18 protein-coding genes and 1 pseudogene are annotated in these 24371 nt (G+C 39.3%); 14 read left to right on the forward strand and 5 right to left on the reverse strand.

Annotation, left to right across the window (positions count from 1 at the left end; genetic code table 11):
* Positions 1-8: 8 nt before the first annotated feature.
* The gene (locus AB3I27_RS10040) at positions 9-1385 is read left to right on the forward strand and encodes an amino acid permease (RefSeq protein WP_002308196.1); all 1377 of its coding nucleotides are present in this window, start codon (positions 9-11) and stop codon (positions 1383-1385) included.
* A gap of 99 nt (positions 1386-1484) precedes the next feature.
* On the opposite strand, the gene AB3I27_RS10045 is transcribed toward AB3I27_RS10040, so the two are convergent.
* The gene (locus AB3I27_RS10045) at positions 1485-2681 is read right to left on the reverse strand and encodes a toxic anion resistance protein (protein ID WP_235042705.1); all 1197 of its coding nucleotides are present in this window, start codon (positions 2679-2681) and stop codon (positions 1485-1487) included.
* A gap of 122 nt (positions 2682-2803) precedes the next feature.
* Positions 2804-3466: a 5-bromo-4-chloroindolyl phosphate hydrolysis family protein gene (locus AB3I27_RS10050; protein ID WP_002308198.1), complete on the reverse strand. Its 663-nt coding sequence runs from the start codon at positions 3464-3466 to the stop codon at positions 2804-2806.
* Between the two features lie 227 nt (positions 3467-3693).
* Between AB3I27_RS10050 and AB3I27_RS10055 the strand changes: the two genes are divergently transcribed.
* The 5 genes from AB3I27_RS10055 (at position 3694) to AB3I27_RS10075 (ending at position 9356) form a co-directional block, all read left to right on the forward strand.
* Complete coding sequence (locus AB3I27_RS10055) at positions 3694-4257, forward strand: NUDIX hydrolase (RefSeq protein ID WP_002329574.1); 564 nt, start codon at positions 3694-3696, stop codon at positions 4255-4257.
* A gap of 12 nt (positions 4258-4269) precedes the next feature.
* Positions 4270-4554 carry a cell wall synthase accessory phosphoprotein MacP gene (gene macP / locus AB3I27_RS10060; RefSeq protein WP_002286760.1) on the forward strand — a complete coding sequence of 95 codons (285 nt, stop codon included), beginning with the start codon at positions 4270-4272 and terminating at the stop codon, positions 4552-4554.
* Between the two features lie 18 nt (positions 4555-4572).
* A complete protein-coding gene (locus AB3I27_RS10065; protein WP_002308200.1) occupies positions 4573-5265 on the forward strand; it encodes a 5'-methylthioadenosine/adenosylhomocysteine nucleosidase in 693 nt (230 codons plus the stop codon).
* Positions 5266-5276: 11 nt separating this feature from the next.
* The gene (locus AB3I27_RS10070) at positions 5277-5822 is read left to right on the forward strand and encodes a cysteine hydrolase family protein (RefSeq protein WP_002308201.1); all 546 of its coding nucleotides are present in this window, start codon (positions 5277-5279) and stop codon (positions 5820-5822) included.
* A 264-nt stretch (positions 5823-6086) separates the two neighbouring features.
* On the forward strand, positions 6087-9356 hold the full coding sequence (locus AB3I27_RS10075) for an LPXTG cell wall anchor domain-containing protein (RefSeq protein ID WP_368022985.1): 3270 nt from the start codon (positions 6087-6089) through the stop codon (positions 9354-9356).
* A 297-nt stretch (positions 9357-9653) separates the two neighbouring features.
* Here AB3I27_RS10075 and AB3I27_RS10080 read toward each other — a convergent pair whose 3' ends face one another.
* Positions 9654-11561, reverse strand: coding sequence for a M13 family metallopeptidase (locus AB3I27_RS10080; RefSeq protein ID WP_047927562.1), 1908 nt, complete (start codon positions 11559-11561; stop codon positions 9654-9656).
* 131 nt (positions 11562-11692) lie between these two features.
* On the opposite strand from AB3I27_RS10080, the gene AB3I27_RS10085 reads away from it, so the two are divergent.
* The 4 genes from AB3I27_RS10085 (at position 11693) to AB3I27_RS10100 (ending at position 15418) form a co-directional block, all read left to right on the forward strand.
* Positions 11693-12568: a hypothetical protein gene (locus AB3I27_RS10085; RefSeq protein WP_002308207.1), complete on the forward strand. Its 876-nt coding sequence runs from the start codon at positions 11693-11695 to the stop codon at positions 12566-12568.
* Between the two features lie 79 nt (positions 12569-12647).
* Positions 12648-13622 carry a ribose-phosphate diphosphokinase gene (locus tag AB3I27_RS10090; protein ID WP_002308208.1) on the forward strand — a complete coding sequence of 325 codons (975 nt, stop codon included), beginning with the start codon at positions 12648-12650 and terminating at the stop codon, positions 13620-13622.
* Positions 13623-13791: 169 nt separating this feature from the next.
* A complete protein-coding gene (locus AB3I27_RS10095) occupies positions 13792-14937 on the forward strand; it encodes a cysteine desulfurase family protein (protein ID WP_002308210.1) in 1146 nt (381 codons plus the stop codon).
* Positions 14938-15073: 136 nt separating this feature from the next.
* Positions 15074-15418 carry a DUF1831 domain-containing protein gene (locus AB3I27_RS10100; protein ID WP_002286736.1) on the forward strand — a complete coding sequence of 115 codons (345 nt, stop codon included), beginning with the start codon at positions 15074-15076 and terminating at the stop codon, positions 15416-15418.
* Positions 15419-15526: 108 nt separating this feature from the next.
* On the opposite strand, the pseudogene AB3I27_RS10105 reads toward AB3I27_RS10100, so the two are convergent.
* A pseudogene (locus AB3I27_RS10105) lies at positions 15527-16308 on the reverse strand (hypothetical protein).
* A gap of 191 nt (positions 16309-16499) precedes the next feature.
* Here AB3I27_RS10105 and AB3I27_RS10110 point away from each other — a divergent pair.
* The gene (locus tag AB3I27_RS10110) at positions 16500-17777 is read left to right on the forward strand and encodes an MFS transporter (RefSeq protein WP_002308213.1); all 1278 of its coding nucleotides are present in this window, start codon (positions 16500-16502) and stop codon (positions 17775-17777) included.
* Positions 17778-17906: 129 nt separating this feature from the next.
* Positions 17907-18494: a metallophosphoesterase family protein gene (locus AB3I27_RS10115; RefSeq protein ID WP_002313362.1), complete on the forward strand. Its 588-nt coding sequence runs from the start codon at positions 17907-17909 to the stop codon at positions 18492-18494.
* Here AB3I27_RS10115 and AB3I27_RS10120 read toward each other — a convergent pair.
* Complete coding sequence (locus tag AB3I27_RS10120; RefSeq protein WP_235688731.1) at positions 18463-20694, reverse strand: YiiX/YebB-like N1pC/P60 family cysteine hydrolase; 2232 nt, start codon at positions 20692-20694, stop codon at positions 18463-18465. The genes AB3I27_RS10115 and AB3I27_RS10120 overlap by 32 nt on opposite strands.
* 1643 nt (positions 20695-22337) lie before the next feature.
* Between AB3I27_RS10120 and AB3I27_RS10125 the strand changes: the two genes are divergently transcribed.
* Positions 22338-22955: a hypothetical protein gene (locus AB3I27_RS10125; protein WP_222897005.1), complete on the forward strand. Its 618-nt coding sequence runs from the start codon at positions 22338-22340 to the stop codon at positions 22953-22955.
* 206 nt (positions 22956-23161) lie between these two features.
* On the forward strand, positions 23162-24283 hold the full coding sequence (gene mnmA, locus AB3I27_RS10130) for a tRNA 2-thiouridine(34) synthase MnmA (protein WP_002313365.1): 1122 nt from the start codon (positions 23162-23164) through the stop codon (positions 24281-24283).
* The last annotated feature ends 88 nt before the right edge of the window (positions 24284-24371 follow it).

A 24371-nucleotide genomic window follows, 5' to 3' on the forward strand; every position in this document is an offset into this window, starting at 1 on the left:
GAACTTCAATGGATTTGTTTCGTAAGAAAGAGATCAATCTCAATCATACGAGTGAGATGAAAAAAGAACTAAAAACGTCTGATTTGATCATGCTTGGAATTGGCGCGATCATCGGTACGGGAATATTTGTGGTGACAGGGGTTGCGGCCAATCAAAATGCTGGTCCAGCACTGTCACTTTCATTTGTCTTAGCTGCAATCGTTGTCATTTTGTCTGGACTGAGTTTCGCAGAGTTTGCTTCGCGAGTGCCAGTGATCGGTGGACCATATGCCTATCTGTATGTTGTCTTTGGTGAATTTGCTGCCTGGTTGACAGGGTGGTTGTTGATCGGGGAATTTTTGCTAGCAGTTTCTTCTGTGGCTTCCGGCTGGTCTGGCTATATGCAAGGTTTCTTGAAAAGCTTAGGGGCCGAACTTCCACAAGCATTAACTGGTGGGTACAATCCGGAAAATGGTACATACATTGACTTGATTGCGGTGCTCGTAGTGATATTCGTCACTTACATCGTGTCGCTTGAAGCCAAGAAAGCATTACGTTTGAATAATGTCATGGTATATGTCAAATTTGGTATCATCGCGTTGTTTATCATTGTAGGGATATTTTTCGTTAAGCCTGATAATTGGCAGCCATTCATGCCTTTTGGTTTTTCCGGTGTGCTAGATGGTGCAGCTCTTGTTTTTTTTGCTTTCTTGGGATTTGATGCTGTTGCAATGGCATCTGAGGAAGTCAAAAATCCACAAAAAGACGTACCAAGAGGGATTATTGGTTCGATACTGATCGCTACGGTCCTTTACATTATCGTGACGCTGATTTTGACAGGAATCGTTCCTTATACTGAACTAGGCGTTAATGATCCAGTGGCCTTTGCCATGAGGTATGTAGGACATGGGACAGTTGGCGCAGTGATCGCTGTAGGGGCAATCTTGACGTTGCTGACGGTGACGATCTCGATGATGTATTCACTCGCTCGTTTGTTGTTTGCTGTCAGCAAGGATGGTTTGCTGCCTAAATTTATGACAGAAATCGATCAAAAGCATCGTACACCGAAAAAAGCGACTTATGCCGCTGGTGTGGCAGCCATATTCTTTGCCGGATTTTTCCCATTGAATGTATTAGCGGAACTAACGAATATCATGGCGCTTGCCTATTTGATGCTAGTTAGTCTAGGCTTACTGAAGTTAAGAAAAATGTTTGGCAAACCAAAAGCAGGAGAATTCAAAGTGCCATTCGTTCCTATCTTGCCAATCGTCTCGATCTTGACTTGTATCGTCTTGATGCTTCGTCTGCAAACGGTGACTTGGATCGTGTTCGGTATCGTAATGGTTATTGGACTGATCATTTATTTTGGCTATGGCTATGGACACAGCAAGATGAACGAGAAATAGACTCCAATGGAGAAGTTAGAAGAAAGATAAGAAAAACGCCCACCAACAGTGCAATAAACTGTTGATGGGCGTTTGTTTTAGTAACGAACGAAAAATGGTCTATTGGGTTAAATCCAAAAGTTTTTGTTTCAGATCTTCTTCCATGTGTCCAAGTTCTACTTCTGCATGACGACGTTTTTCTTTTCCTTCTTTTTGGATACGCAAAGTTTCTTGGATCGTTTCGATCAAATCGTTTTGTGTAGTTTGCAGGGTCTCAATATCCACGATTCCGCGTTCGTTTTCTTTCGCTGTTTCGATGGCTGAGATTTTCAGCATCTCTGAATTTTTCTTCAATAAGTCGTTTGTTGTTTCAGAGACTTGGCGTTGAGCGGTCACTGCATCTTTTTGACGAAGCAAAGTCAATGCGATCACGACTTGGTTTTTCCACAGCGGAATGGCTGTAGCGATAGATGCTTGGATCTTTTCAGCTAAGGCTTGATTCGTGTTTTGAATCAAGCGGATTTGTGGGGCTTGCTGAATCGTGATCTGTCTAGCTAGGCGAAGGTCATGTGTACGTTTATCCAGACGATCTAGGAATTGTGTATAATCGTTGGCAATCTGGACATCCATCTGGTCACCAGTTTCTTCTGCTTTTTTCATTGCTTCTGGAATGATCGTTGATTGAAGTTCTTCCATTTTCAATTCTCCAGCAGCAATATAAATATTCAATGCATCAAAGTAGTCTTTGTTTTTTTGGTAAAGCTGTTCTAACATCAGATTATCTTTTAATAGTCCGTCTTTTTCTTTATCTAATTTCACTGAGATCTTGTCGATTTGTGCACCAATTTTTTGATATTTTGCTGTCACTTCATAAATCGATTGTTTGACCTTACCGAAGACACGTTGGAAGATATTTCCTTCTCCGGCACGCAGTTCGTCAGGGTTGGCTTCTTGGAGACGGTACATTAGTTCAGTCAACGAATCTCCGACTGGGCCAATATCTTGAGCTTGTACGTGATTCAACATTGATTGTGAGAACTCACTTAATTTCGCTTGAGCAGCTGAGCCATAGCTGATGACAGACTGTGCATCATTGGCATCGATTTTTGCTGCCAGCTGTTTTGCTTGTTCTTGACGTTCCGCCGGTAGTTTGTCAATTAAGCGAGCAGCTGTCTGCTGCTCTTGGAGCTGATCGATCTCCGCTTGTTGTGTAGTGGTCAGCGTATCTGTTGGGGTTGAAAACGGGTTGTTCAATAAGTCTTCAAGTGTATCGTTAACTGGTGTGACATCTTTTGTTTCAGTCGGTTTATGATCCATAAAAAATTCCTCCTTGTCGAATCTGTTCTCGATTCTTACATGAATATCTCTACTTTAGAAAAAGTACTCGAAACAACCAGACATCATCTGAATGTTCCGAGTCTTTTTTATGAACAAAAGAGTTACTCTTTTTGTTCTGGTTCATGTTTATTATCACGCTTTAAGCTTTGTTTCGCAACAGATATCTCTACGTCGATGTCGTCTAGGTCATCAGCGACGAATTTTTGATAATCTTGTGCGATCAAAGCTGACAGCTGGTCGATGATCTGCGCGCTTTCTTCTAGCTTTTCATAGGTCTGTTTGTTTTTGATCTCATGGTCATTGATCTCATTATACTTATTTGTCAAATCAACTAGATTCGGCAGATGCGTATAAAGAAACTGACTTGCTTCATGCAGTCGGTTTGGTTCTTTCACCAATTCTTTGAATAAAGCTTTTGCTGCTTTGACTGGGTCATGGCGGAGATCGATTGCTTTAAGTTTGGCTGTCTGCTGCATATTCATTTGCAATTGATTGATCTCATTTTTTGTTTGATTCATTGTTTGTCGAAAAAATGAGATTTCATTCGCTGTCATACCGTTTTTTTCATAGTGAGTTTCAAGTTCGTCAGTCAGTGCAGGAATTTCTTCTTGTTTTCCCTTTTTCCTGCGCGAACCGAAGAGCCCCCACAAAACTAAAACTACGCCTATCAATAATAGTCCTAGAACAAAAGAAAAACCATTGTTTCGGACAAAGAGAAACAGCAAGACCAGTGCTAGAAGCCACGGCCAATTTCGTTTTATCATAATAAGCCCTCCAAGTCATTTATCATTGAGTATTGAATTCTTTCCGTTATTCGATTACATTCTTATTTTAGCATACTGACTACTAGAAAGAGTATCGGACTAAAGAAGGATTTTCTATATTTAGAGAAAATCTAAGGTTTATCTATGGTAAACTAATAGGGAGTTTTCGAGAAAAATTGAAAAATGAAAAAAAAGCAGTTATGATTACAAAGAAAGCAGGAGAAGATATGCTGAACAATGAGCAATTTGAAGAAAAAACAATCAGTCGCAAAGAAATCTATAGCGGGAAAATTATCGATGTTGCTGTAGATGAAGTTCGTTTACCAGACGGAGGAACTTCGAAGAGGGAACTGGTATTTCATCCTGGCGGTGTTGGGATCATTGCTTTTGATGAACATGACCGCCTGCTCCTTGTCAAACAGTTTCGAAAGCCTTTAGAAAAAGTGATCTTGGAGATCCCAGCTGGAAAAATCGATCCAGGAGAAGGAAAAAATCCTGAAATGACTGCAGCCAGAGAATTAGAAGAAGAAACCGGCTATCGTGCGAAGTCGCTGAGCCATCTTACTTCGATGTATCTTTCACCAGGTTTTGCAAATGAAGTCCTTCATATTTATCATGCACAAGGAGTAGAGAAGGTCGAGAATCCTTTAGCTCAAGATGAAGACGAAGTACTGGAGCTGTATCATCTAACTCTTGAAGAGGCACAACAAGCGATGAAAGATCAGTTGATTTGTGATGCAAAGACGATTTATGCGATTCAATACTGGGAATTATTGACCAAAGGAAAGTAGAGGGATCGGCTTATGGCCAAAGGACCGCTTATTACGCGAAGCGAACTTCGCAAGCGACAACAAGCACAAGCAAGCGAGTCATTAAAAAAACAGCGAAAAGCAGAAACAGCTTATCAGCAAGAAGAAAAAAAGATTGCCAGCTTTTATCGTAAAGAAAGCAAAAAGAATAAACCAATCACGAAAACAAGGATCAGTGAACGAGAAAAGACGACCAAATGGAACTCTTTTTTGATGAAATCTCTTATTATTGTTATCCTAATGTTATGTGTGGTTTTTTTAGCAATCGCATTTATATAGAAAGAAGGAATTAAAAAGATGAAAATCGGTATTATCGGCGCAATGGAAGAAGAAGTAAAAATTTTGAGAGAGAACCTAAGCGAACCATTATCATGGGAACGCGCAGGCGCTTTATTTATTTCAGGTTCATTAGGTAACCACGAAGTGATCGTCGTACGTTCCGGTATAGGAAAAGTCTTAGCATCTATTACCACAAGTCTGTTGATCCAACAATACGGCGTGAACATGGTGATCAATACAGGTTCAGCTGGCGGGATCGGTGAAGGTTTACAAGTAGGCGACATTGTTATATCAGACAAAGTAGCTTACTTTGATGCAGATGCAACAGGATTTGGCTACAAACCAGGTCAATTACCAGGAATGCCTCTATATTATGAAGCAAGCACATATTTGCGCAGTGAAATGGCTAAAGCAGCAAAAGCAACGGATTTGAATGCAAAAGAAGGATTGATCGTTACAGGCGATACATTTGTCGACTCTCCAGATAAAATCAAAGAAATCTTAACGAATTTCCCTGAAGCTTTAGCTTGTGAAATGGAAGGAGCCGCTGTTGGACAGACGGCCCGTCAGTTCAATATCCCATTTTTGATCGTACGTGCAATGAGTGACACAGCAGATCACTCGGCGACACAAAGCTTTGATGAATTTATCGAAGACGCAGGCAAGCGATCAGCAGAAATGGTGATCGAATTTGTCAAACATCTCGTATAAGGAGGACTAAGATGAACGCATTGATTTCGATTGACTATACCTATGATTTTGTTGCAGAGGATGGAAAGCTGACGACTGGTGCAGCAGGTCAAGCAATTGAAAAAAAGCTGACTGCCCACACAAAAAAGTTTATGGAGCAAAAGGATTTTGTCATTTTTGCCATTGATGCACATGATCCAAAAGATTCTTTCCATCCAGAGAACCGCTTATTTCCTCCGCATAATGTGATAGGAACGAGTGGACGGGAATTGTACGGCTCTTTAAAAAATTTGTACCAAGAGCATGAGCAGCAAGAAAATGTTTATTGGATAGACAAACGGCATTATTCCGCTTTTAGTGGAACAGATCTAGACATTCGTTTGCGAGAACGTCAGATCACAGATGTTTATTTGTCCGGCGTGTGTACAGATATTTGTGTGTTGCATACAGCAGTTGATGCGTATAATCTAGGATACAAACTCCATATTTTCAAAGATGCCGTGGCAAGTTTTGATCCTGTCGGACACGAATGGGCATTGAGACATTTTGAATCCGCGTTAGGTGCAGAGATTCTATAAAAAACAAAACTTTTTTTAAAATAAAAATCAAAAAATAATAAAAGAAGAGCGTAAAACGAATCACATTGTTTTACGCTCTTCTTTTATTTGTTATTTTTTATCAAAAATATAATTTCAACTATAATAAATCCCTTTATTATTAACAACTAAAGTTATATTTTTCTTTTTATAAAATATCACTTATTATAATTTTGTTTTTTATTGACAGCAAAAATAAATTAGGTAATACTTTAGGTAAACGCTTTCTAACTTGTTTCAGGAGGGATGGACTTGATAAAAAAACAAATAAAATACAGTGCACTAATGATGAATATCCTCATGCTTAGTACCTCGATTTTGACTTCTGTCGTTGAAGTTGCTGCTAACGAACAGACTGTGAACGAACAAAATGCACACGTGAACAGCAAAGAAACGTCAATATTGGAGGAAGAATCAACGGCTAGTGAAGAGAAGGATGTGGAAGAAGGAAATGATCCTATGATAAAAGAATCAGAAAATGAAAAGGCAGAAAAGCAATCTGATGAAGTTCCTGAAGAGTGGAAAGGGGTAGTTTTCGGAGAAAGCACAAGTGCCAGTAGATATGCGATTGAACCATTAGAAGACGGCGTGCGGCTTTCTTCCACGAATAACGGTGGGAAATTCCAGTCAAGCGGATCAGATGGAATGACCTATTATTATCAAGCCATTCCGAAAGATACCAATTTTAGGATACGGGCGACGATTGAAATAGAATCTTGGACCTATACGAATGCTCAAGAAGGATTTGCTTTGATGGTGAGAGACACAGTGCCAAAAGATCATTTGTTTGGGCAAGCATTTTATTCGAATTCATTTGCTATACTGGGCAGTCGGATCGAATATGTCTGGGACTCGGATAGACAAGAAGTGGTCAACACGAACGGCAGTAAATATACGATGCGACTTGGATTGGGGACACGGGCAATCACAGGGATATCATCTGAAGATCCTCAAGCCGCACCTGCTCCTGGGAGTGTCTCAGTGGAAACAACGCCTTTAGAGACTTCAGCAGGGCTCTTAGAAAAAGAAGCAGGTTCTTATAATATATTCGGAAACGGTCATGGGAATCTGTTTCCGGCTACGGATTCGATTACTAAACTAGATGTAGAGATGAAAAAAACGAACACTGGTTTAGAGGCATATTATTACGATCCTGAAACAGGGGAAGAACTAGCTTCTAACATCATGTATGACTGGGAAAAGCTATATGCTTCCGATGAATCGGTTATCTATGCAGGATTTGCTGCAGCAAGGAATATGACGATCAAGGTAGAAGGAATCGAAGTGGCTTACTCAGATCCTGCGACAGATCCTCCTGGACAAGAAAGGCCCACTCGCTTGATTGATCCGATTTACACTGTGACCTCTAGTAATCATTCAGGAAACCAAGACCATACTATGTCCTTTAGAGCAAATGCTGACGGATTATTAACAATCAAAAATCAAGCAACAGGAGAGGTACTTGAGAACGCGAAAGACTTGGCAATCACTGCAAATCGGGAATTTGATTATCAGACAAAACTGATGGAAGGAACGAACGAATTTACTTTCAGTTTTACGCCAGATAAAAACTATCCGCCAGAAGAATACGTAGAGATGGCTAGTTATGAAACAAAGGAGATCCTGCATACAGTTGACTACCATAAACCTAAATACTCGACAGTTTATGTAACACCGGAAGGGTCAGATACAGGAAGCGGAAGCAGACAAAATCCGTTATCTCTGACGCAAGCATTGAGATACGCATATGCTGGGCAGACAATCGTACTGGCTCCTGGAACTTATTCCTTTGAAAGAGGATTAACGATTCCAAAAGGAGTTAACGGGACTAGAGAAAACCCGATTCAATTGATTGCAGAGAAAAATCAAGAAAACAAGCGACCTGTACTTGATTTTAAAGGAACTGGAAATGGGATGACACTGTTTAGTCACTACTGGGTTTTACGTGGGTTTGACGTTACAAATAGTGCTGCTATGCAAAAAGGATTGCAGATTTCTGGAAACCATAATTTGATTGAAGAGATTCATGCTTATCGGAATGGAAATACAGGAATCCAAATCAGTGGTAGCTCAAATGATCCTTTCGAAGCATGGCCAGCGCATAACTTAGTCAAGAACTGTACATCTTTTGAAAATGCTGACCCGGGATTTGAAGATGCCGATGGATTTGCGGCCAAACTGACGACAGGAGAAGGGAATGTATTTGACGGTTGTATCGCTTATCATAATGCAGATGATGGTTGGGATCTTTTTGCTAAAAATGAAACAGGTTCGATCGGGAAAGTAGTCATCAAAAACTCAGTTGCTTATCGAAACGGTTGGGTACCGGGAGTTGAAGGAGAAGGGAACGGCAATGGATTCAAAATGGGTGGTTCCTTTTTATCGGGCCCTCATGAATTGATCAATAGTTTGTCTTTCGAAAATCTTGCGAAAGGAATCGATTCCAATAGTGGAACAGATATTATCGTCAATAGCAGTACAAGCTTCAACAATGGTTCCTATAATGTGGCTCTTTATACCTCTTCGGCAGGAAACACAGACTTCCATGCTTCTGGTATCTTATCTTTCCGAACAGAAAATCTTGAGATGAGAGAGCAGATCCGCCCATTGAATCAAAACGAAGATCAAATCTATCACTCGTTGAACTACTATTGGAATGAACGAGAGAAACAATCAGAAAATACTCTTGGACATACCGTATCAAAAGATTGGATCGAATCTCTAAATACACATTCGCAAGAAGGGCAGCAGCCTGTTACGCGCTATGCGAATGGAAGCATCCATGTCCATGGATTGATGCAAATCAAACCGGAGAATCGTCAAACAGAAAAGGGAAGAGTAGATGGTCTTCCACTATCTGTAGGTGCTACTTTTGACGGAGAAACCTCACCGTCTTCGGAGTATCCAGAATATGCAATCGTACAAGAACCAAATCAGACAAAACCAAACGAACAAAATAATCCAATCATTATCCAAGAGGCAAATGGTGTGACGGAGAATGCAGAAGGAAATATCATCGAACTGAAGCCTTTTACAGTATCTGTGTCAACATTCACACCAAATCAAGGAACACCTGTCTTTGAAGATATGCGTTATTTCCCAGAAAAGATCCAAATCGTTGAAACACAGTCAAGTGCTCAATTTTCTAATCATACCGCTATTTTTTCAGCACCCTCAAAAGGAGAATATACGCTAGAAGTCACTTATCGTTCGGAAATATTTGATGGTGAAAAATGGGTTGCTCATACAGAACCTGTTACCCAGCAAAAAGCGATCACAGTGCGAGAAGCTGTCAGTGTGCCACCAGGAACTGATGAACCAGAAGGGGAAAATCCAGGAAATGGATCGCCAAATGAAAAACCTTCTGATCCAGATGGGGCAGCAAAAGAAAGGGAAAAAGATGGCGCTCAAGGACTTCCACAAACGGGAGAGTCTAATAGCCCGTTGTTAGCAGTAGCTGGAGGAATTTTGTTAATCGGTGTAGCTGCTTATGTCATGAAACAGCGAAAAAAATAAACGCACTGTATCCTTTTGATAAGGTAGAACAATTAGTTGAGGAAAGTAAAAAAAGAAGGAAGTGAGACGTCCATTCGTTCCACTTCCTTCTATCATTTTTATAGATGAGATCCCACTTGCTGTGTTTGTTTGGCTGTTCTTATTACTTGATGCAAGACAGCTTTTTCGCAACCTCTGATATACGGTGTTCAAAAGCTTGCATCTGCGGTAATAAGCCCAACCAAACGAAAAATATGAGGAGCTATTTTTGTTTGGCTGTTCTTATTACTTGATGCAGGACAGCTTTTTCACAACCTCTTACCAGATTCGCACTCTTTTTTCTGGCGCTAGATACATAGCATCTTGTTCCGTGACACCAAATGTTTCATAGAATTCGTCAAGGTTTTTGGGTTGCACATTTGCTCGGAGTTTAGCAGGGGCATGAACATCGATTTGCAGTAAAAGTTGTTGGTATTCTTTTTTTGCTTTTGTACGCCAAATCGTTGCCCAATTGACAAAGAATTCTTCGATAGAAAGATCTGATTCTGTTTTTGCTGCTTCCAATGCACAGCTTAGACCGCCTGCATCCGCAATGTTTTCTGAAACGGTTAATTTTCCGTTTACTTTTCCGTCAGCAAAAGGCAGGCCATCAAATTCTTCGATCATTGCTTGTGCTTTGTTTTGGAATTGTGCAAGATCTTCTTCTGTCCACCAATTGTTCAAGTTGCCATATTCATCAAACAAAGCGCCGTTATTATCAAATGCATGGGAAATCTCATGAGCGATAACAGCTCCGATTCCCCCGTAATTAGCAGAGCTTGATTGTTCTAGACTGTAAAATGGCGCTTGAAGGATGGCTGCCGGAAAAACGATCACATTCCGGAATGGATGGTAATAAGCATTGACTGTATCAGCGCTCATTTCCCATTCTGAACGATCCACTGGTTTATTCCATTTGCTGAAACGATCTTTTAATGTGAGTTTGCTGAAAGCAAGGGTGTTTGAAAGCAAAGTACCACCTTGATCTGCAGGCACTGTTTTGAATTGGTCGAATAGTGCTGGGATCTTATCGGGGTAACCGACTTGGATACCTAAGTTATTTAATTTTATGACGGCTTTTTCTTTTGTTGCATCCCCAAGCCACTCATTTTCTTCTAGCCGTTTTTTATAAACGGCAATCATTTTTTTCACCATTTGCTCTACATCTTTTTTAGCAGCTTCGCCGAAATATTTTTTCCCGTAGTAATCACCAACGACTTGATCAAATTGACCAGAAGCAAGGTAATAAGCTGCTTTTTTCTGAGGCATTGCTTCGTCTGTTCCAGACAATACGCGAGAATAGATTCCGCTGACTTGGCGGAATTCTTCTGATAGATACCCACTAAGAGAACGTACTGTTTTAATGATCATCCAGCTTTTGAATAAGGGAAAATGAGCTTCTGTCAGGATGTCATTCAAATGATCAAAGTACACTGGATCAGTGACAATCACTTTATCTGGGGTTGTCCCAATCAAACTAGTGACAAGTTTTTTCAAGTCAAGTTTATCTGTGTATTGAATAAATGTGTCAAAAGATTGCGGATTATACATTTTGCTGTAATCTGCGTTTTCTTCTGCACTTTTTACATGAGGAGCAATCAATTTATCAAATTGCACTGCTTGTTCTGTGATTGCTTCTGCCTGACTTTTTTCTTTGCCAGCAAGCTCCAATAATTGAACTGCCATATCAAAGAAAACGCCCATTAGTTGTGCACCGTTAGGATGTTCTGGTGCATAATACGTCTTATCTGGAAGAAATAAAGAAGGCGGATAAGCAAAGAAGGCATTCGTCTGTGCATTCTTCATATCAGCATCTACATCTAGATTAAATGGCAATGGTAGTGTATCCAACAACCATTCCGGGAATTGCTCATTCAATTCGTCGAAAGACTGCAATGATTCAACTTTCTCGATTACAGGCTGAAGTGGTTGAGCATGCAACTCATTTCTTCGGTCATAATCGTTTGCCAATTGATAATAAGCAAGGAAATGTTTCATTTTTTCTGAAGATACTTTTTCTGGATGGGCAAGCAGATCGTCTGTTTCTCCCATCAAAAGTTGGTCGATTCCGTCAACTAAGTCTTGGAAACCGCCTGTAGCTGGTTTATCTGCAGGGATTTTTGCTGTTTTTTGCCATTCTTCATTGACTGCTTCATAGAAATCTTGTTTCAATCGTTCTTTGTTCATTCATCGATCGCTCCTTTTTTGTTTCGTGTGCCCATTATCTTACAAAATGAAGGAATTAACAAATAGAACATAAAAAAATTTGAAAATTCGGACAATCAAACTGATTTGTTTTTTTCAATCGTTCACTTATAATGAAAAAAAGGAGGCGATCCCAACTGAAACAAGTAGTGGATAAACCTTTCTATTTTAAAATAGATAAAAAAATCAAAAAATTAGCCAGCACCCAGCAACTACAGTCAAAAAAAAGCGAACGGCTTTTTTTAGCACTGATTTTTGAAGATCAAAGTTATGTGATCATCGATCAATCAGGACATCCGACAGAATATTCTCCAGCAGAATATACCTATCAAGAGGGCATTTCTCGTAGCCAATGGAGACTGCTCAATGAAGCACCAATCGAGTTCTCTCAATGGATCAACGGAAAAGAAGAGGTGCCTGTTTTGATCGAAGAAAAAAGGTCAGGAAAAGAACTCGTAAATTGTTGGGTGGGATTGCCAGAAGAACGTTTTTTAAGATATAAGAAATGGGCTACTCCTTCAGGTTATCTTTGCGGGACTTATGCGGCGGCGGTTTTACTTGCCTACTATCAAGACTATCGTAAAGAGTGGATGCTTCCCCTAGAGATCCGCAAGAAAAACACGTCTAACTCGATGGCATTGACAAAGGCGTTGCGTAGCCAAATCCAACCACTAGGCCTTCCTACGATCCCTTTTCAAGTCAGTACAGGGATTTCTAGTTTTTTAAAGAAGAATGGCAATCACGAGCGTGCACGAGCAACTCTTCTAGGTTCATGGCAGCGAGCCACAAAACGTATACGTGAAGGCAAGCCTGTGATGATTGGAATCCTGAAAGTACTTGGTAGTACTTACGGCAATCATTGGGTGACGGCGTATGCTTATTTTGAAACTGAAACAGGGGAACGTTATTACAAAGTACACGACAATTGGGGGGACTACCATAAAGTTATTCCTGCCAGTTGGAGTAACGGAACAGTTTCACTTCCTTAAGAATTTGCTGAAATTAACAGAAAATCTTGGGAAAATATGTTAAACTATCGAAGAATAGAGAAGTTTTGGGGAGGACTACATGAGTAATAAGTATCAGGATGACACGTTGAAGATTTTTAGTTTGAATGGGAATCGTCCATTAGCTGAAAAAATCGCGAAAGTGTTTGGAACAGAATTAGGTAAAAGCGTCGTGAAGCAATTTAGTGATGGGGAGATTTCCATCAATATTGAAGAAAGTATCCGTGGGGATCACGTGTACATCGTTCAATCAACGAATGCACCTGTCAATGACTATTACATGGAACTGCTGATTATGATTGATGCAATGAAGCGAGCAAGTGCGAAAACGATCAATGTCGTATTGCCTTACTATGGGTATGCTAGACAAGACCGCACGGCGAAACCTCATGAACCGATCACTGCGAAATTGATTGCTAACTTGATCGAAGAAGCAGGGGCAACTCGAGTACTGACTTTAGATCTGCACACGGTTCAAGTACAAGGATTCTTTGATATTCCTGTAGATAATTTATTTACGATGCCATTGTTTGCTCATTATTACCGTCAATTAGGTCTGATGGGAGATGACATCGTAGTTGTGTCGCCAAAAAACAGCGGCGTTCAGCGTGCACGTAGTCTTTCAGAATATTTGAACAGTACATTAGCCATCGTAGACCATGCAGATGATGCTTCAACGGAGGGTGGTTATGTGATTGGTGATGTTCAAGGAAAGACATGTATCATGGTAGATGATATCTTGAACACCGGAGCAACGCTTGCACGAGCAGCAAATGTATTAAAAGAAAACGGCGCAAAAGAAGTATATGCCTGTGCGTCACATGGATTATTGTCCGATCATGCGAAAAGCATTTTAGACAATGCACCAATCAAAGATATTTGTATCACTGATTCTGTTTTCACAGAAGAAAATCGTCATCCAGAAAACTTAACGATCGTGACATGTTCAGAATTAATGGGTGAAGCGGTCAAACGCATCCATGAAAATACACCGATGAGTCCGTTATTCCGTCTGGAAGAAAAAGAATTCGAATAAGAAAAAAGACAAAAAACGAGAAGATTAATTAGCAACGAGAAGAAAGACTGCACCTTATTTTGGGCAGTCTTTTTTTCGCTACACTAAGTGCCTTCTAGGTAAAAGTAATCTCTTCTTTGGTATATTCGCTGTTTTATGCTAGAATGTGCCTAGCGATAATTTGGAAGGGATGAATGAAGTGAAAACTATTTATTTGGATCATGCGGCAACTACCCCCATGCATCCGCAAGTAATTGAAGCGATGACGGCGATCATGCAAGAAACGTTTGGTAATCCTTCAAGCATACATGGGTTTGGCCGCCACGCGCATGAAAAAATGGAAACAGCAAGACAAATCATTGCAGATAGTCTGCAAGCAAAACCTCATGAGATCATCTTTAATAGTGGGGGAACAGAAGGGGATAATACAGCTATCTTAGAAACAGCGTTCTCGCGTCAAAAAGAAGGCAGACATCTAATCACTACAGCTATCGAACATCCTGCTGTTCTTAATACCATGAAATATTTAGAGACAAAGGGGTTTGACGTTACATATCTGCCTGTAGATGAAAAAGGAAATCTGTCGATCGAAGAGATCAAAAAAGCGTTGCGAGAAGATACGATCTTGGTCTCTGTGATGTACGGGAACAATGAAATCGGAAATTTGATGCCAATCAAAGAAATCGGTGAACTTTTAGCGGATCATCCAGCTTATTTCCATACAGATGCGGTACAAGCTTATGGAAACCAAACGATCCATCCAGAAGAATTAGGGATCGATTTATTAAGTATCTCTGCTCATAAAATCAATGGACCAAAAGGCGTCGGTTTCTTATATAAACGAGACGGAGTAAATATCCCTGCCTTGCTTTTAGGTGGCGAGCAGGAAGAAAAGCGGCGTGCAGGTACAGAAAACTTAGCAGGAATCTGGGGAATGGCAAAAGCAGTTGAACTGCTATCACCTGAAGAACGTGAAGCACGTAACAACAAATATCAAGGATTCCAACAATTGATTCTTGATACATTAGAAGCAAACGAAATCCCTTATCAAGTAAATGGTGATTTAACGAATAAACTCCCTCATGTGTTGAATCTTCGCTTGATTGGCGAAGCAAATGATTTGCTACTGATGAAGCTTGATCTGAACGGAATCGCTATTTCTACTGGTTCGGCTTGTACAGCAGGGAACATCGAACCTTCTCACGTATTAGAAGCGATGTATGGAGAAGATACGCCGATACTAAAAGAATCCATTCGTATCAGCTTTGGATTAGATAATACTGAAGAAGACATCCATTATTTCCTTGATCAATTAGTTCGTGCTGTCAAAAAATAACTAATAAAGTCATTCTGATGTGGACGGATGTCTGAGAGAACGCCTTCATTTTTTAGGGAACTTAACTGAAAAACCTAGTAAAAATCAGGATAAACTTTTATAATAAAGAGAAACTAATTTTATCGAGGTGAAAATCATGGCATTTGAAACAACAGCAACTGTACTTGGCGCACCAATCAGCTATCGTTTGCATCCTGATGCAAAAAGATATACATTGCGCGATAATGGGTTTACAGAAACAAACGGAGGCAATTATCAATTGATCCGACCATTAGATGCAACGCCGCAAAGCAAAGAAGGCTTCAAACTGAAAATCACTGTATCAAAAGATATCCAAACATTGAAAATGTCGATCACTACAGCAAACGGACTGAAAGCAGTCAATATTTTCAAAGATCCAAAACAGAAAATGAGTCAAGATAAATTCTATTTTTTGATGGATGGGATGATCAGTCGAGGGTTATTCGAAAAAGTCGAATAACCTGTGGATATAAAAAGACAACTAGTTTTGAAACGGCCTAATCGTTAGATCTCTAACTTTGAAAGGACGACACAAAATAGTTGTCTTTTTTATTTTTTCTGCTGTAAATCAGACTCTCGTCCACTCATCAATGGATTTTCCATGTTCATCCACTATTTCCAACCAACTATTTGTTCCGGCAAAGTACAACAGCAAGCTTGCCTCATTCACACTTTTTACGATGATATCTTCGATCGTGGTTGTGCCTGAAATCTTGTCTTTATAATCATCTCGTAGCTTTTGCCCATATTTTGCAGCATAACCTAATGAGCCGTCTTTATTTAAAGGAGGATCTTTGACGAGCGTCGCGCCTGCTTTGATCAGCAATTCATTTCGTTTGATCCAGTAAAGCGTTGCTTGACTTCCCCTGAAATCGACGGTAAAAGGAATCTCACTGACTTCTTTTGACCAGCGATGACGAGCTTTTGCTGGTTTTTTCTTCGTATCTTCAGCGGCAGATGGCACGGAAAAATCGATTGGATAACCAAATGTACTTAGTATAGCAGCAATCTTCTCTTGGTGTTCTGCCATTTTCTTTCTAGCCGTTTCAGGAATCGAAGGGAACGATTCTTTGGCTATTGTAAGACCAGCTTTTTCTGCTTGTTCGGTTAGCATGTAGATCATATAATCGGCTTCTATATCCCAAGGAAGCTGGATCATGATGACGGTATCGATTGTTTCTGGTTGGACTGTTTTCCCAATTGCTGTACACACCTTTTGATGATAAAAGAGATAAAAGCATTTTCTGGAAGCTTAGGTAGTTTGTGGCTGATCCAGATCGTACCTTGTGTCTGTTCAAGTACGATTTTGATTTCTTCAGGGGTAAGAGTGGTCTGAAAGTTGATTTTCATGACTGATGCCCTCCTAGTTTTTTCTTAGTTTAGCATGATTGCTGATTTTTTTTCTGCTAATTTTACTTTTTTACCAAAACTGAAAATATATAACGATGGTATTTGAACAAACAGCTAGGTTTCAAGGAAATAATCAAGTATAATTCTAGCTACGTAAGGACGATAAGTCTTAGAAGAAGTGGGGGAAGGATATGGGAGAAGAAAAGGAGCCGGTTTTACATTGGCGTAAAAATATCAACTTGTTTTTGACAGGTCAGTTTTTATCTGGAATCACGAGTATGATCGTGCAATATGCAATCATTTGGTATCTGACGAAAGAAACAGGTTCAGCAACAATCTTGAGCTTTGCTACGTTATTAGGTATGATCCCAATGGTTTTGCTGAGTCCGTTTGCTGGTCCGTTGGTGGATCGTTGGGACAAAAAGCGATTGTTGATTTTGACAGATATCATTGTCGCGTTGTTTGCAATGGTCTTGGTAGTAGTCGGTACGATTTCTGACACATTTCCGTTGTGGCTAGTGTTTGTATCGTTGTTCATTCGTGCAATTGCTCAAACTTTCCAGATGCCGACGATCCAATCGATCCTTCCTACGATGGTCCCAGAAGAAGAGCTGACACGTATCAATGGACAGCTAGGCATGGTCCAGTCAGCGAATTTTATCATTGCGCCTGCAATAGGTGCATTTTTATTTACAGTGATACCTATCAATTGGCTGATTTTGCTTGATGTGCTAGGCGCGGTATTTGGTGTGGGATTACTTGTTTTTGTGACGATCCCTAAGGTTATTTCGCAAGGAGAAACCATTCATTTGTTGACAGATACAAAATTTGGTGTGAAAAAATTGTACGAGAATAAAGGTCTTTGGCATATCATGCTCAACGGTGCTGTGTTCACGTTATTGTTTATGCCAGCTGCCAGTCTGTATCCGTTGATGACGATGGGCTATTTTGGTCAAAATGTAGGACAGGCGGGTCTTGTCGAAGTAGTCTATTCAGTAGGAATGCTTGCAGGTGGAGCGGTGATTGGCTTTTTTGGAAAATGGAAAGACCGGATGAAGCCGATTTTCATGGCTTATGTAGTCGTAGGTACCACGATTGGGGCTAGTGGATTGTTGCCGGGGACAACACAGGGATTCTTTTATTTTCTTTTACTGAATGCCGGGGCAGGTTTTGCCACACCTTATTTCAATACCTTACTGATGGCGATCATCCAACAGAGTTATGAACCGAACGTTTTAGGACGAGTCTTAGGTGTATTCAACTCATTAATGACTTTGCCAGGGCCGATTGGCTTAATATTTGCCGGCCCCTTGACAGATAAGATTGGTGTAGAAAAGATGTTTCTGATTGCGGGAATTGGTACGCTTTTATGCGGGATCGTTTTATTTTTGACACCCGTTGCTCGAAATTATGATAAAGAATTACAGAAAAAACTGGTGAAAGAACACCGTGAACAAGAAAACGAATAGAAAAGGAGCGGTGATAAAAATTTTCTTCCTACTTGAAATCAAGTGGTTTTTTCACAGCTTTTTTAGATGTTATGAGTTGCTCCGATCAGCAATTTTGTTTACTCTAAGGAAAAGGGAGGCAGGAGAAACATGAATTATTTTACGAGTGATATGCACTTTTTTCATGAGCGTTTACTAGGAGAAAATGACTTTGCTCCGCGACTCTTTGCAAATGTAGATGAGATGAACCAACAGTTGATCACCAGCTGGAATGCAGTAGTAAAAGAAACGGATCACGTCTATCATCTAGGTGATCTTGCCATGCATCCGCAGTATGAAAAAGCAAATGCAGACATCTTAGAATTAGTCAGTCAACTGCAAGGAACGATCCACTTGATCAAAGGGAATCATGACAGTCGTGCGTTCTTCCGTTATTTAGAAAAAAACGATCCTGGACTTTCTGATGGCAGTCCCAAATTTTATTTTTATGACGTAGGTGCTATCGTGAAGTTCGACCATCAGCAATATTACTTGACGCATTATCCAATGTTACTCGGACCTAACGACACCATTCGAAACCTTCACGGGCATATCCATCATTATAGTGTACCCATTGAAAATGTCGTCAATGTAGGCGTAGACGCACCAGAAAGAGACCTTCTAAAAGAAAAACTGCCATTCGGTACGCCGTTATCCGAAAAGCAAATCAAAGAAATATATGAAGCAAAGAGGTCGTGAAAAAGCTGCCCTGCATCAAGTGATAAGAACAGGCAATCAAAAACAGCTTCTCGTGTTTTTGATTGGGTAGGACTTGTCCCCACAAATACAAGCTTTTGAGCCTGCTGCCCAATTCTGTGCCATAAGGATCAAAATAGAAAAACAGTTCGCTGCATGTTATAAAAGAATTGAAGTACCTGATTTTCAAAAATAGGATAAAAAGTCGTCCCTTTTTGGCGCGGCTTTTTATCCTATTTTTTAGTAATACAGTCATATGTTGTAAGGAGGAACTACAAAATACAGTACACGAATTTCCCTTGATCATTAACTGCTTTTCTGACCGTGGAGTACCATCATTCAATTTCCTAACATCATTATCTATATTAGTGGAATAGACGATCAGGGTGTTTTCTTTTGTGTATCGGTTTAGCCAGTCAATCGCATAATCCACTGACTGATTCACGCCGATATGATAGAAATAATTCCCATAAATCGCTTTTGCTTCGTCCGTCATCGTGAAATCATGATTGAAGCCATAACCATTCCTGACAGAAGCAGCAGTTGTGAATGAACCATGGATCCTTAGATAAGAGGCGTGGCGATAGGTACCATTCTCTAATTTTATCAACGCATGATAATTATTGTAAAAATAATACCAGCTTGGTGTAGCTCGATTATAAGAAACATCTGCATTGAAAGGATTCGGTCGCGTCATTTCATATTTGTCATAGATACTGAGGTTCTCTGTATAGTCAAATCTTTGCTGAGTGAAGGCAGGCGGTGTATGGACGACTTGGTTGATCTGATAAGGATTGACTGGATGTTTTTTCTTCGTGATTTTTGTAAAAGAAGGATTATATCTTAAGTGATTGTTGTCAGTAGAGATATTGTTAGAATAAACGATCTCCAACGAACATTGGGTATAGGTATTGATCCAGTTCATCACATAGTTCGGAACATCATGATCTTCGATCGTCTCTGGAATAAGCGGGATATTCCTGTCAGAAAATTTGGCTCTTGCTTCGTCTGTTAAAAGAAAACGGGTGAACATATCGAATTCTACGACGATCGTTCCAGAATGATTACGCCCGAAAGTAAGACGTGTACTTGCATAAGGTCTACCGTTATTTTTGTCCGTGGCGATGAAATAATAATCATTCCTTAAGGTGTATGAGTTGGAACCGCGGCTAAAAATGAAATCTTCGCCATCTATAGGAGTGCCGGCGTTCGACCATCGTATGTTTTCTGCGTAATCTTTATAATTTACGAAAAAAGGATTGATTTTTTCGACTTTATCGGATTTTTTTATATCATTTGGAGTTACACCCATTCCGTTAATAAAATCTGTTCTTTCTAAATCAATACCTTGGAAACTAGGATCATTTTCATTAGTTAGCTCATCGATTCTACCATCAGGTGTTGCGTTCATATATGCAGCCCAGATAAGGGAAGAGCAATACCAGTCATTTCTAGTGGATGAGCGATCCCGTCCCATTATATCTCCCCATACACTATACTGTTTACCTAATTGTCCACGCATAAATGAGATGGCTGCATTTCTTTGTGCTGTTGTCCCTGCTGGAACTCTTAAAATAGTTGAATCAGTATAATCGAATCGTTCATCATCCAAGACACCGTAAACAACGCCTCCAGCTTTTGTTTCAAGTATAGGACTATAATCAGTTGCTTCGATAGTTCGGATATATGTGAAGGTCTCTGGTTTTCCATTGATGCTATGTGTCTCTTCATAAATGCCTTCTACGATCATCACATGATGAAGAAATACTGGAGTGATTCCAGCCCTTTTCCGTTCGAAAATGATATCTCCTGGTTGAACGATATTCATCAGATCATATTTATGATAAGTCGGTACTTTTTCAAAAGTGATATTCTCCAAAGCATTTCCGATATTGAATGACCAAAGAGGCGGGTCTTTGGATAATTGTTCGGCTTCTTTACGAATATAGTGCTCATTGACGGTGTTTAGGTAGTCACGCAATTGGTCTTCTTCGGAAATCGCGGAATTGAATGGTTGATTGTAATAATTCGAAGTGAATTCTTCAAATGTCTGATCGAAGGAAGCGTATTCATTTTTGAATTCTTCATAATACTCCTCCAATATCTGCTGGGTATCTGTATCAGCATGTACAGTCGTGATTGGGATGGCAAATGCGACGGCGAGTAAACAGGTAGTCAGAAACAATTTAATTTTTGATTTCAATGTAATCCCTCCTTGTTTTATGCTAGAATAATAACATATGAATAAGTATGATGATAGCTTGAAAATAAAATGTATAAGTTATTTAATCTAGGCGTATATTGCACATAACACCAAAGAGTAAAATCAGCTATATCGATGATTGAGAACTGTTATCTTTAATGAAATAATTAGCATTTAACTTAATTTTTACGAATAAAATCAAAGACGTTATATTTTATTTGGGGTTAGATAGTCTACAGAAGATACAATTTCTTGGTAGGAATGAGTATTGAACAGACGTGTTGATTTGTATATCTGTTTGTTTTGTTTCGTTATTATATTTTTTATTTGTTTATTTTTAAATAACAAATTTCTAGATTTTTTGTTTAGAGTTTTTTTGAAGATAGACAAGTATCAATCAATTAGAAAGGAGATGTGTGGATGTTACCACTAAAAAGTAAGACGTGTACGATCATTTCAATAAGCTTGTTGTCAATTTGTTTCATTTCAGCTAGTTTTTATTTTCATCCTTCTATAGAAAATAATCTTCAGTTCTTAGTGTCCATAATATTTTGTTGTTGGAGCACTGGTGGTTTGAGTTTGGTTTTTTCGACAAAAATCAATTCTAAAAGGTTAAAAATGCTAGTTATCCTACTTGATTTGATTGGTATTTATAGTTGGGTGATTTATGCTATGTAAATTGTTCTGTTTTAGTTTGTTGTTTCAATAAAAAACGAAAATGAGGGGAAATAAATGAAATTAGATGTCAATTTGATCGGTTTATGTGTATCTATGTTACTGTCTGGCTGGTGTCTCGGGATAGCTCATTTCTATTACGGAAATAGCCCTCAAGGAGTATATATGTTACTTATGATGATTTTTCCAGGATTAACAGGACTATATTTTTCTACAAAAGTCAAGTCTGTAAGAATGAGATGGTTCCTGATAATACTAAATTATCTAATAGCTACCCATCTTACTATGATGCAATTTTATGGTCATTTATTAAGATAGCCATGTATCAATCGGAAAGGAGATTTGTGAATGTTACCATTAAAAAGTAAGACGTGTACAATCATTTCAATAAGTCTACTAGTGCTTTGTATAGCTTTGACTATTTTTTTCCCTTCAATAAATTATAACGACGATGGGACTCGTATACGAATAATGTTTTGTATTTGGTTATTTGGTGGGTTAAGCCTGGTTTTTTCAACAAAAATCAATTCTAAATGTTTAAAAGCGATTGTTATAGTATCGAATTTGATATGTATCTTTAACTGGATCATTTTTGGTTGGTAAAAAATGGCGGAACGTTTCTGTTGTAAGAAAAAGAGGATTAAAAACAAAAGGAGAAAAAATGAAACTAACTATCAATTTGGTCGGGTTATGTATATCTATGTTACTGTCTGGCTGGTGTCTAGGGGTGGCTCATTTCTATTATGGAAATAGTCTTCAAAGTGCAGCTTTAATGATTTTCATATCCTTCCCCGGCTTAGCAGGTCTTTATTTTTCGACAAAGATCAAATCTGCGAAGGTAAGATGGATGTTGTTAGTTATCAATTATCTATTTGCTACATATTTTAATGTTTTCCAATTTCTATTTATTTTGTTTCAAACTTTTTGAAGTCAGCAACGAAGCAAACAATTAAAAAGGAGCGAGTTGAATGTTATCAATAGAAAGTAAGAAAAGTAAGAGGGTATCGGTGGTTCTGTTAGTCTTCTGTATGATTTTGCTCAGCAGTCATTTGTATATTCGTCATGAAGTGATAGGGTTTCTAATCGTCCAGTATTCATGTTGGATTTTAAGTGGTATCAGTTTAGCTTTTTCAAGAAGAATGGATTCTATAAAAGTAAAATGGCTAGTGATTGCTCTTCATTTTCTTTTGACTTGCGGAGTAGGGCTTGTTTACATCATTGGGTGGATCATCGGGTGGATAAGTTTACCTAGGTGGGAGTTGTTGTTAGTATGTGTGTTGTATTTTGGAGCAGTCGTAACATTAGACTATCAAAAAAAGAAAAAAACATTCTATCTGTTCGGTCTAGGTCTACCGATGCTAATATCGATCAGTTCGCTTATTGGAATCCATTACTTGTTGGCTTTCCATTCAAATACTATTAAATCTTGGCTTGTTATCCCTTTGTTGCTTTTCATAATGATTTCCGGCTTGATGGGTCTCTATTTCTCTACAAAACTTGAGGATAATCGAATAAAGTGGCTACTTTTAGGAATGAATTATCTATTTGCTACTTATTACAATGTTGTTCTTTTGTTTTTCTTATGAATCGAAACTGCCGTTCCTCTTTTGATCATGAGAATCACTGGAGTATGAAGATAGCGCTGTTTTTTCCCTATGATAGGTTATGTATTCGAACGCTGATAATTAAGGGATGAAATTTTCAGAAATATGACGTATAATGTAAAATACTGAAAAGTTGCGACCTTCAACTCGTAGATGTTTCAGAATCTAATTGAAATGATGGTGATATCATGACAGACAACAGCCAAACACGCGTTGTCGTAGGGATGAGCGGCGGTGTCGACTCATCTGTAACAGCACTTTTATTAAAGGAACAAGGATACGACGTGATCGGGATCTTCATGAAAAATTGGGATGATACGGACGAAAACGGCGTATGTACGGCCACGGAAGATTATAAGGATGTAGCGAAAGTAGCTGCTCAAATCGGGATTCCTTATTATTCTGTGAATTTCGAAAAAGAATATTGGGACCGTGTATTTGAATATTTCCTAGCCGAATACCGCGCAGGACGTACACCTAACCCAGACGTGATGTGTAACAAAGAAATCAAATTCAAAGCATTCTTGGACTATGCAATGGATCTTGGTGCTGATTATGTAGCTACTGGACATTATGCGCAAGTCACTCGCGATGAAAACGGTGTGGTCCATATGCTTCGCGGAGTAGACAACAATAAAGATCAAACTTACTTCCTTAGTCAATTATCACAAGAACAGCTTTCAAAAACGATGTTCCCTCTAGGCGGTATGGAAAAATCAGAAGTGCGGGCAATTGCTGAACGCGCAGGCCTTGCGACTGCTAAGAAAAAAGATTCAACAGGAATCTGCTTTATTGGTGAAAAGAACTTCAAACAATTTTTGAGCAACTATCTACCAGCGAAAAAAGGCAATATGGTCACTCTTGACGGTGAAGTCAAAGGGCAACATGCTGGTTTGATGTACTATACGATCGGTCAACGTCAAGGCCTAGGAATCGGTGGCGGAGGAGATTCGCAAGAACCTTGGTTTGTCGTAGGGAAAGATTTAGCGACGAACACATTATACGTGGGTCAAGGGTTCCACCATCCTGCACTGTACGCCACAAGCTTGGATGCAAGTGAAATCCACTTTACGACGAATGAACCAATGCCAAAAGAATTCAAGTGCACAGCGAAATTCCGTTACCGTCAACAAGATGTTCCTGTGACAGTTCGCTTATTGGATGATAACCGTGCAGAAGTCGTATTCGACGAACCTGTACGTGCCATCACTCCTGGACAAGCAGTTGTATTTTATGACGGAATGGAATGTCTAGGTGGCGGTTTGATCGACCACGCATACCAAGAAACAAAAGTTTTACAATACGTTTAAGCGATATGAAATGAATCAAAACAGCTATGGCTAACAAAAGAAACACCTTTTCTTTTGGACAGCATAGCTGTTTTTTTGCAATAAAATT

Source organism: Enterococcus sp. C46 (genome assembly GCF_040887565.1).
Taxonomy (GTDB): Bacteria; Bacillota; Bacilli; order Lactobacillales; family Enterococcaceae; genus Enterococcus_B; species Enterococcus_B lactis.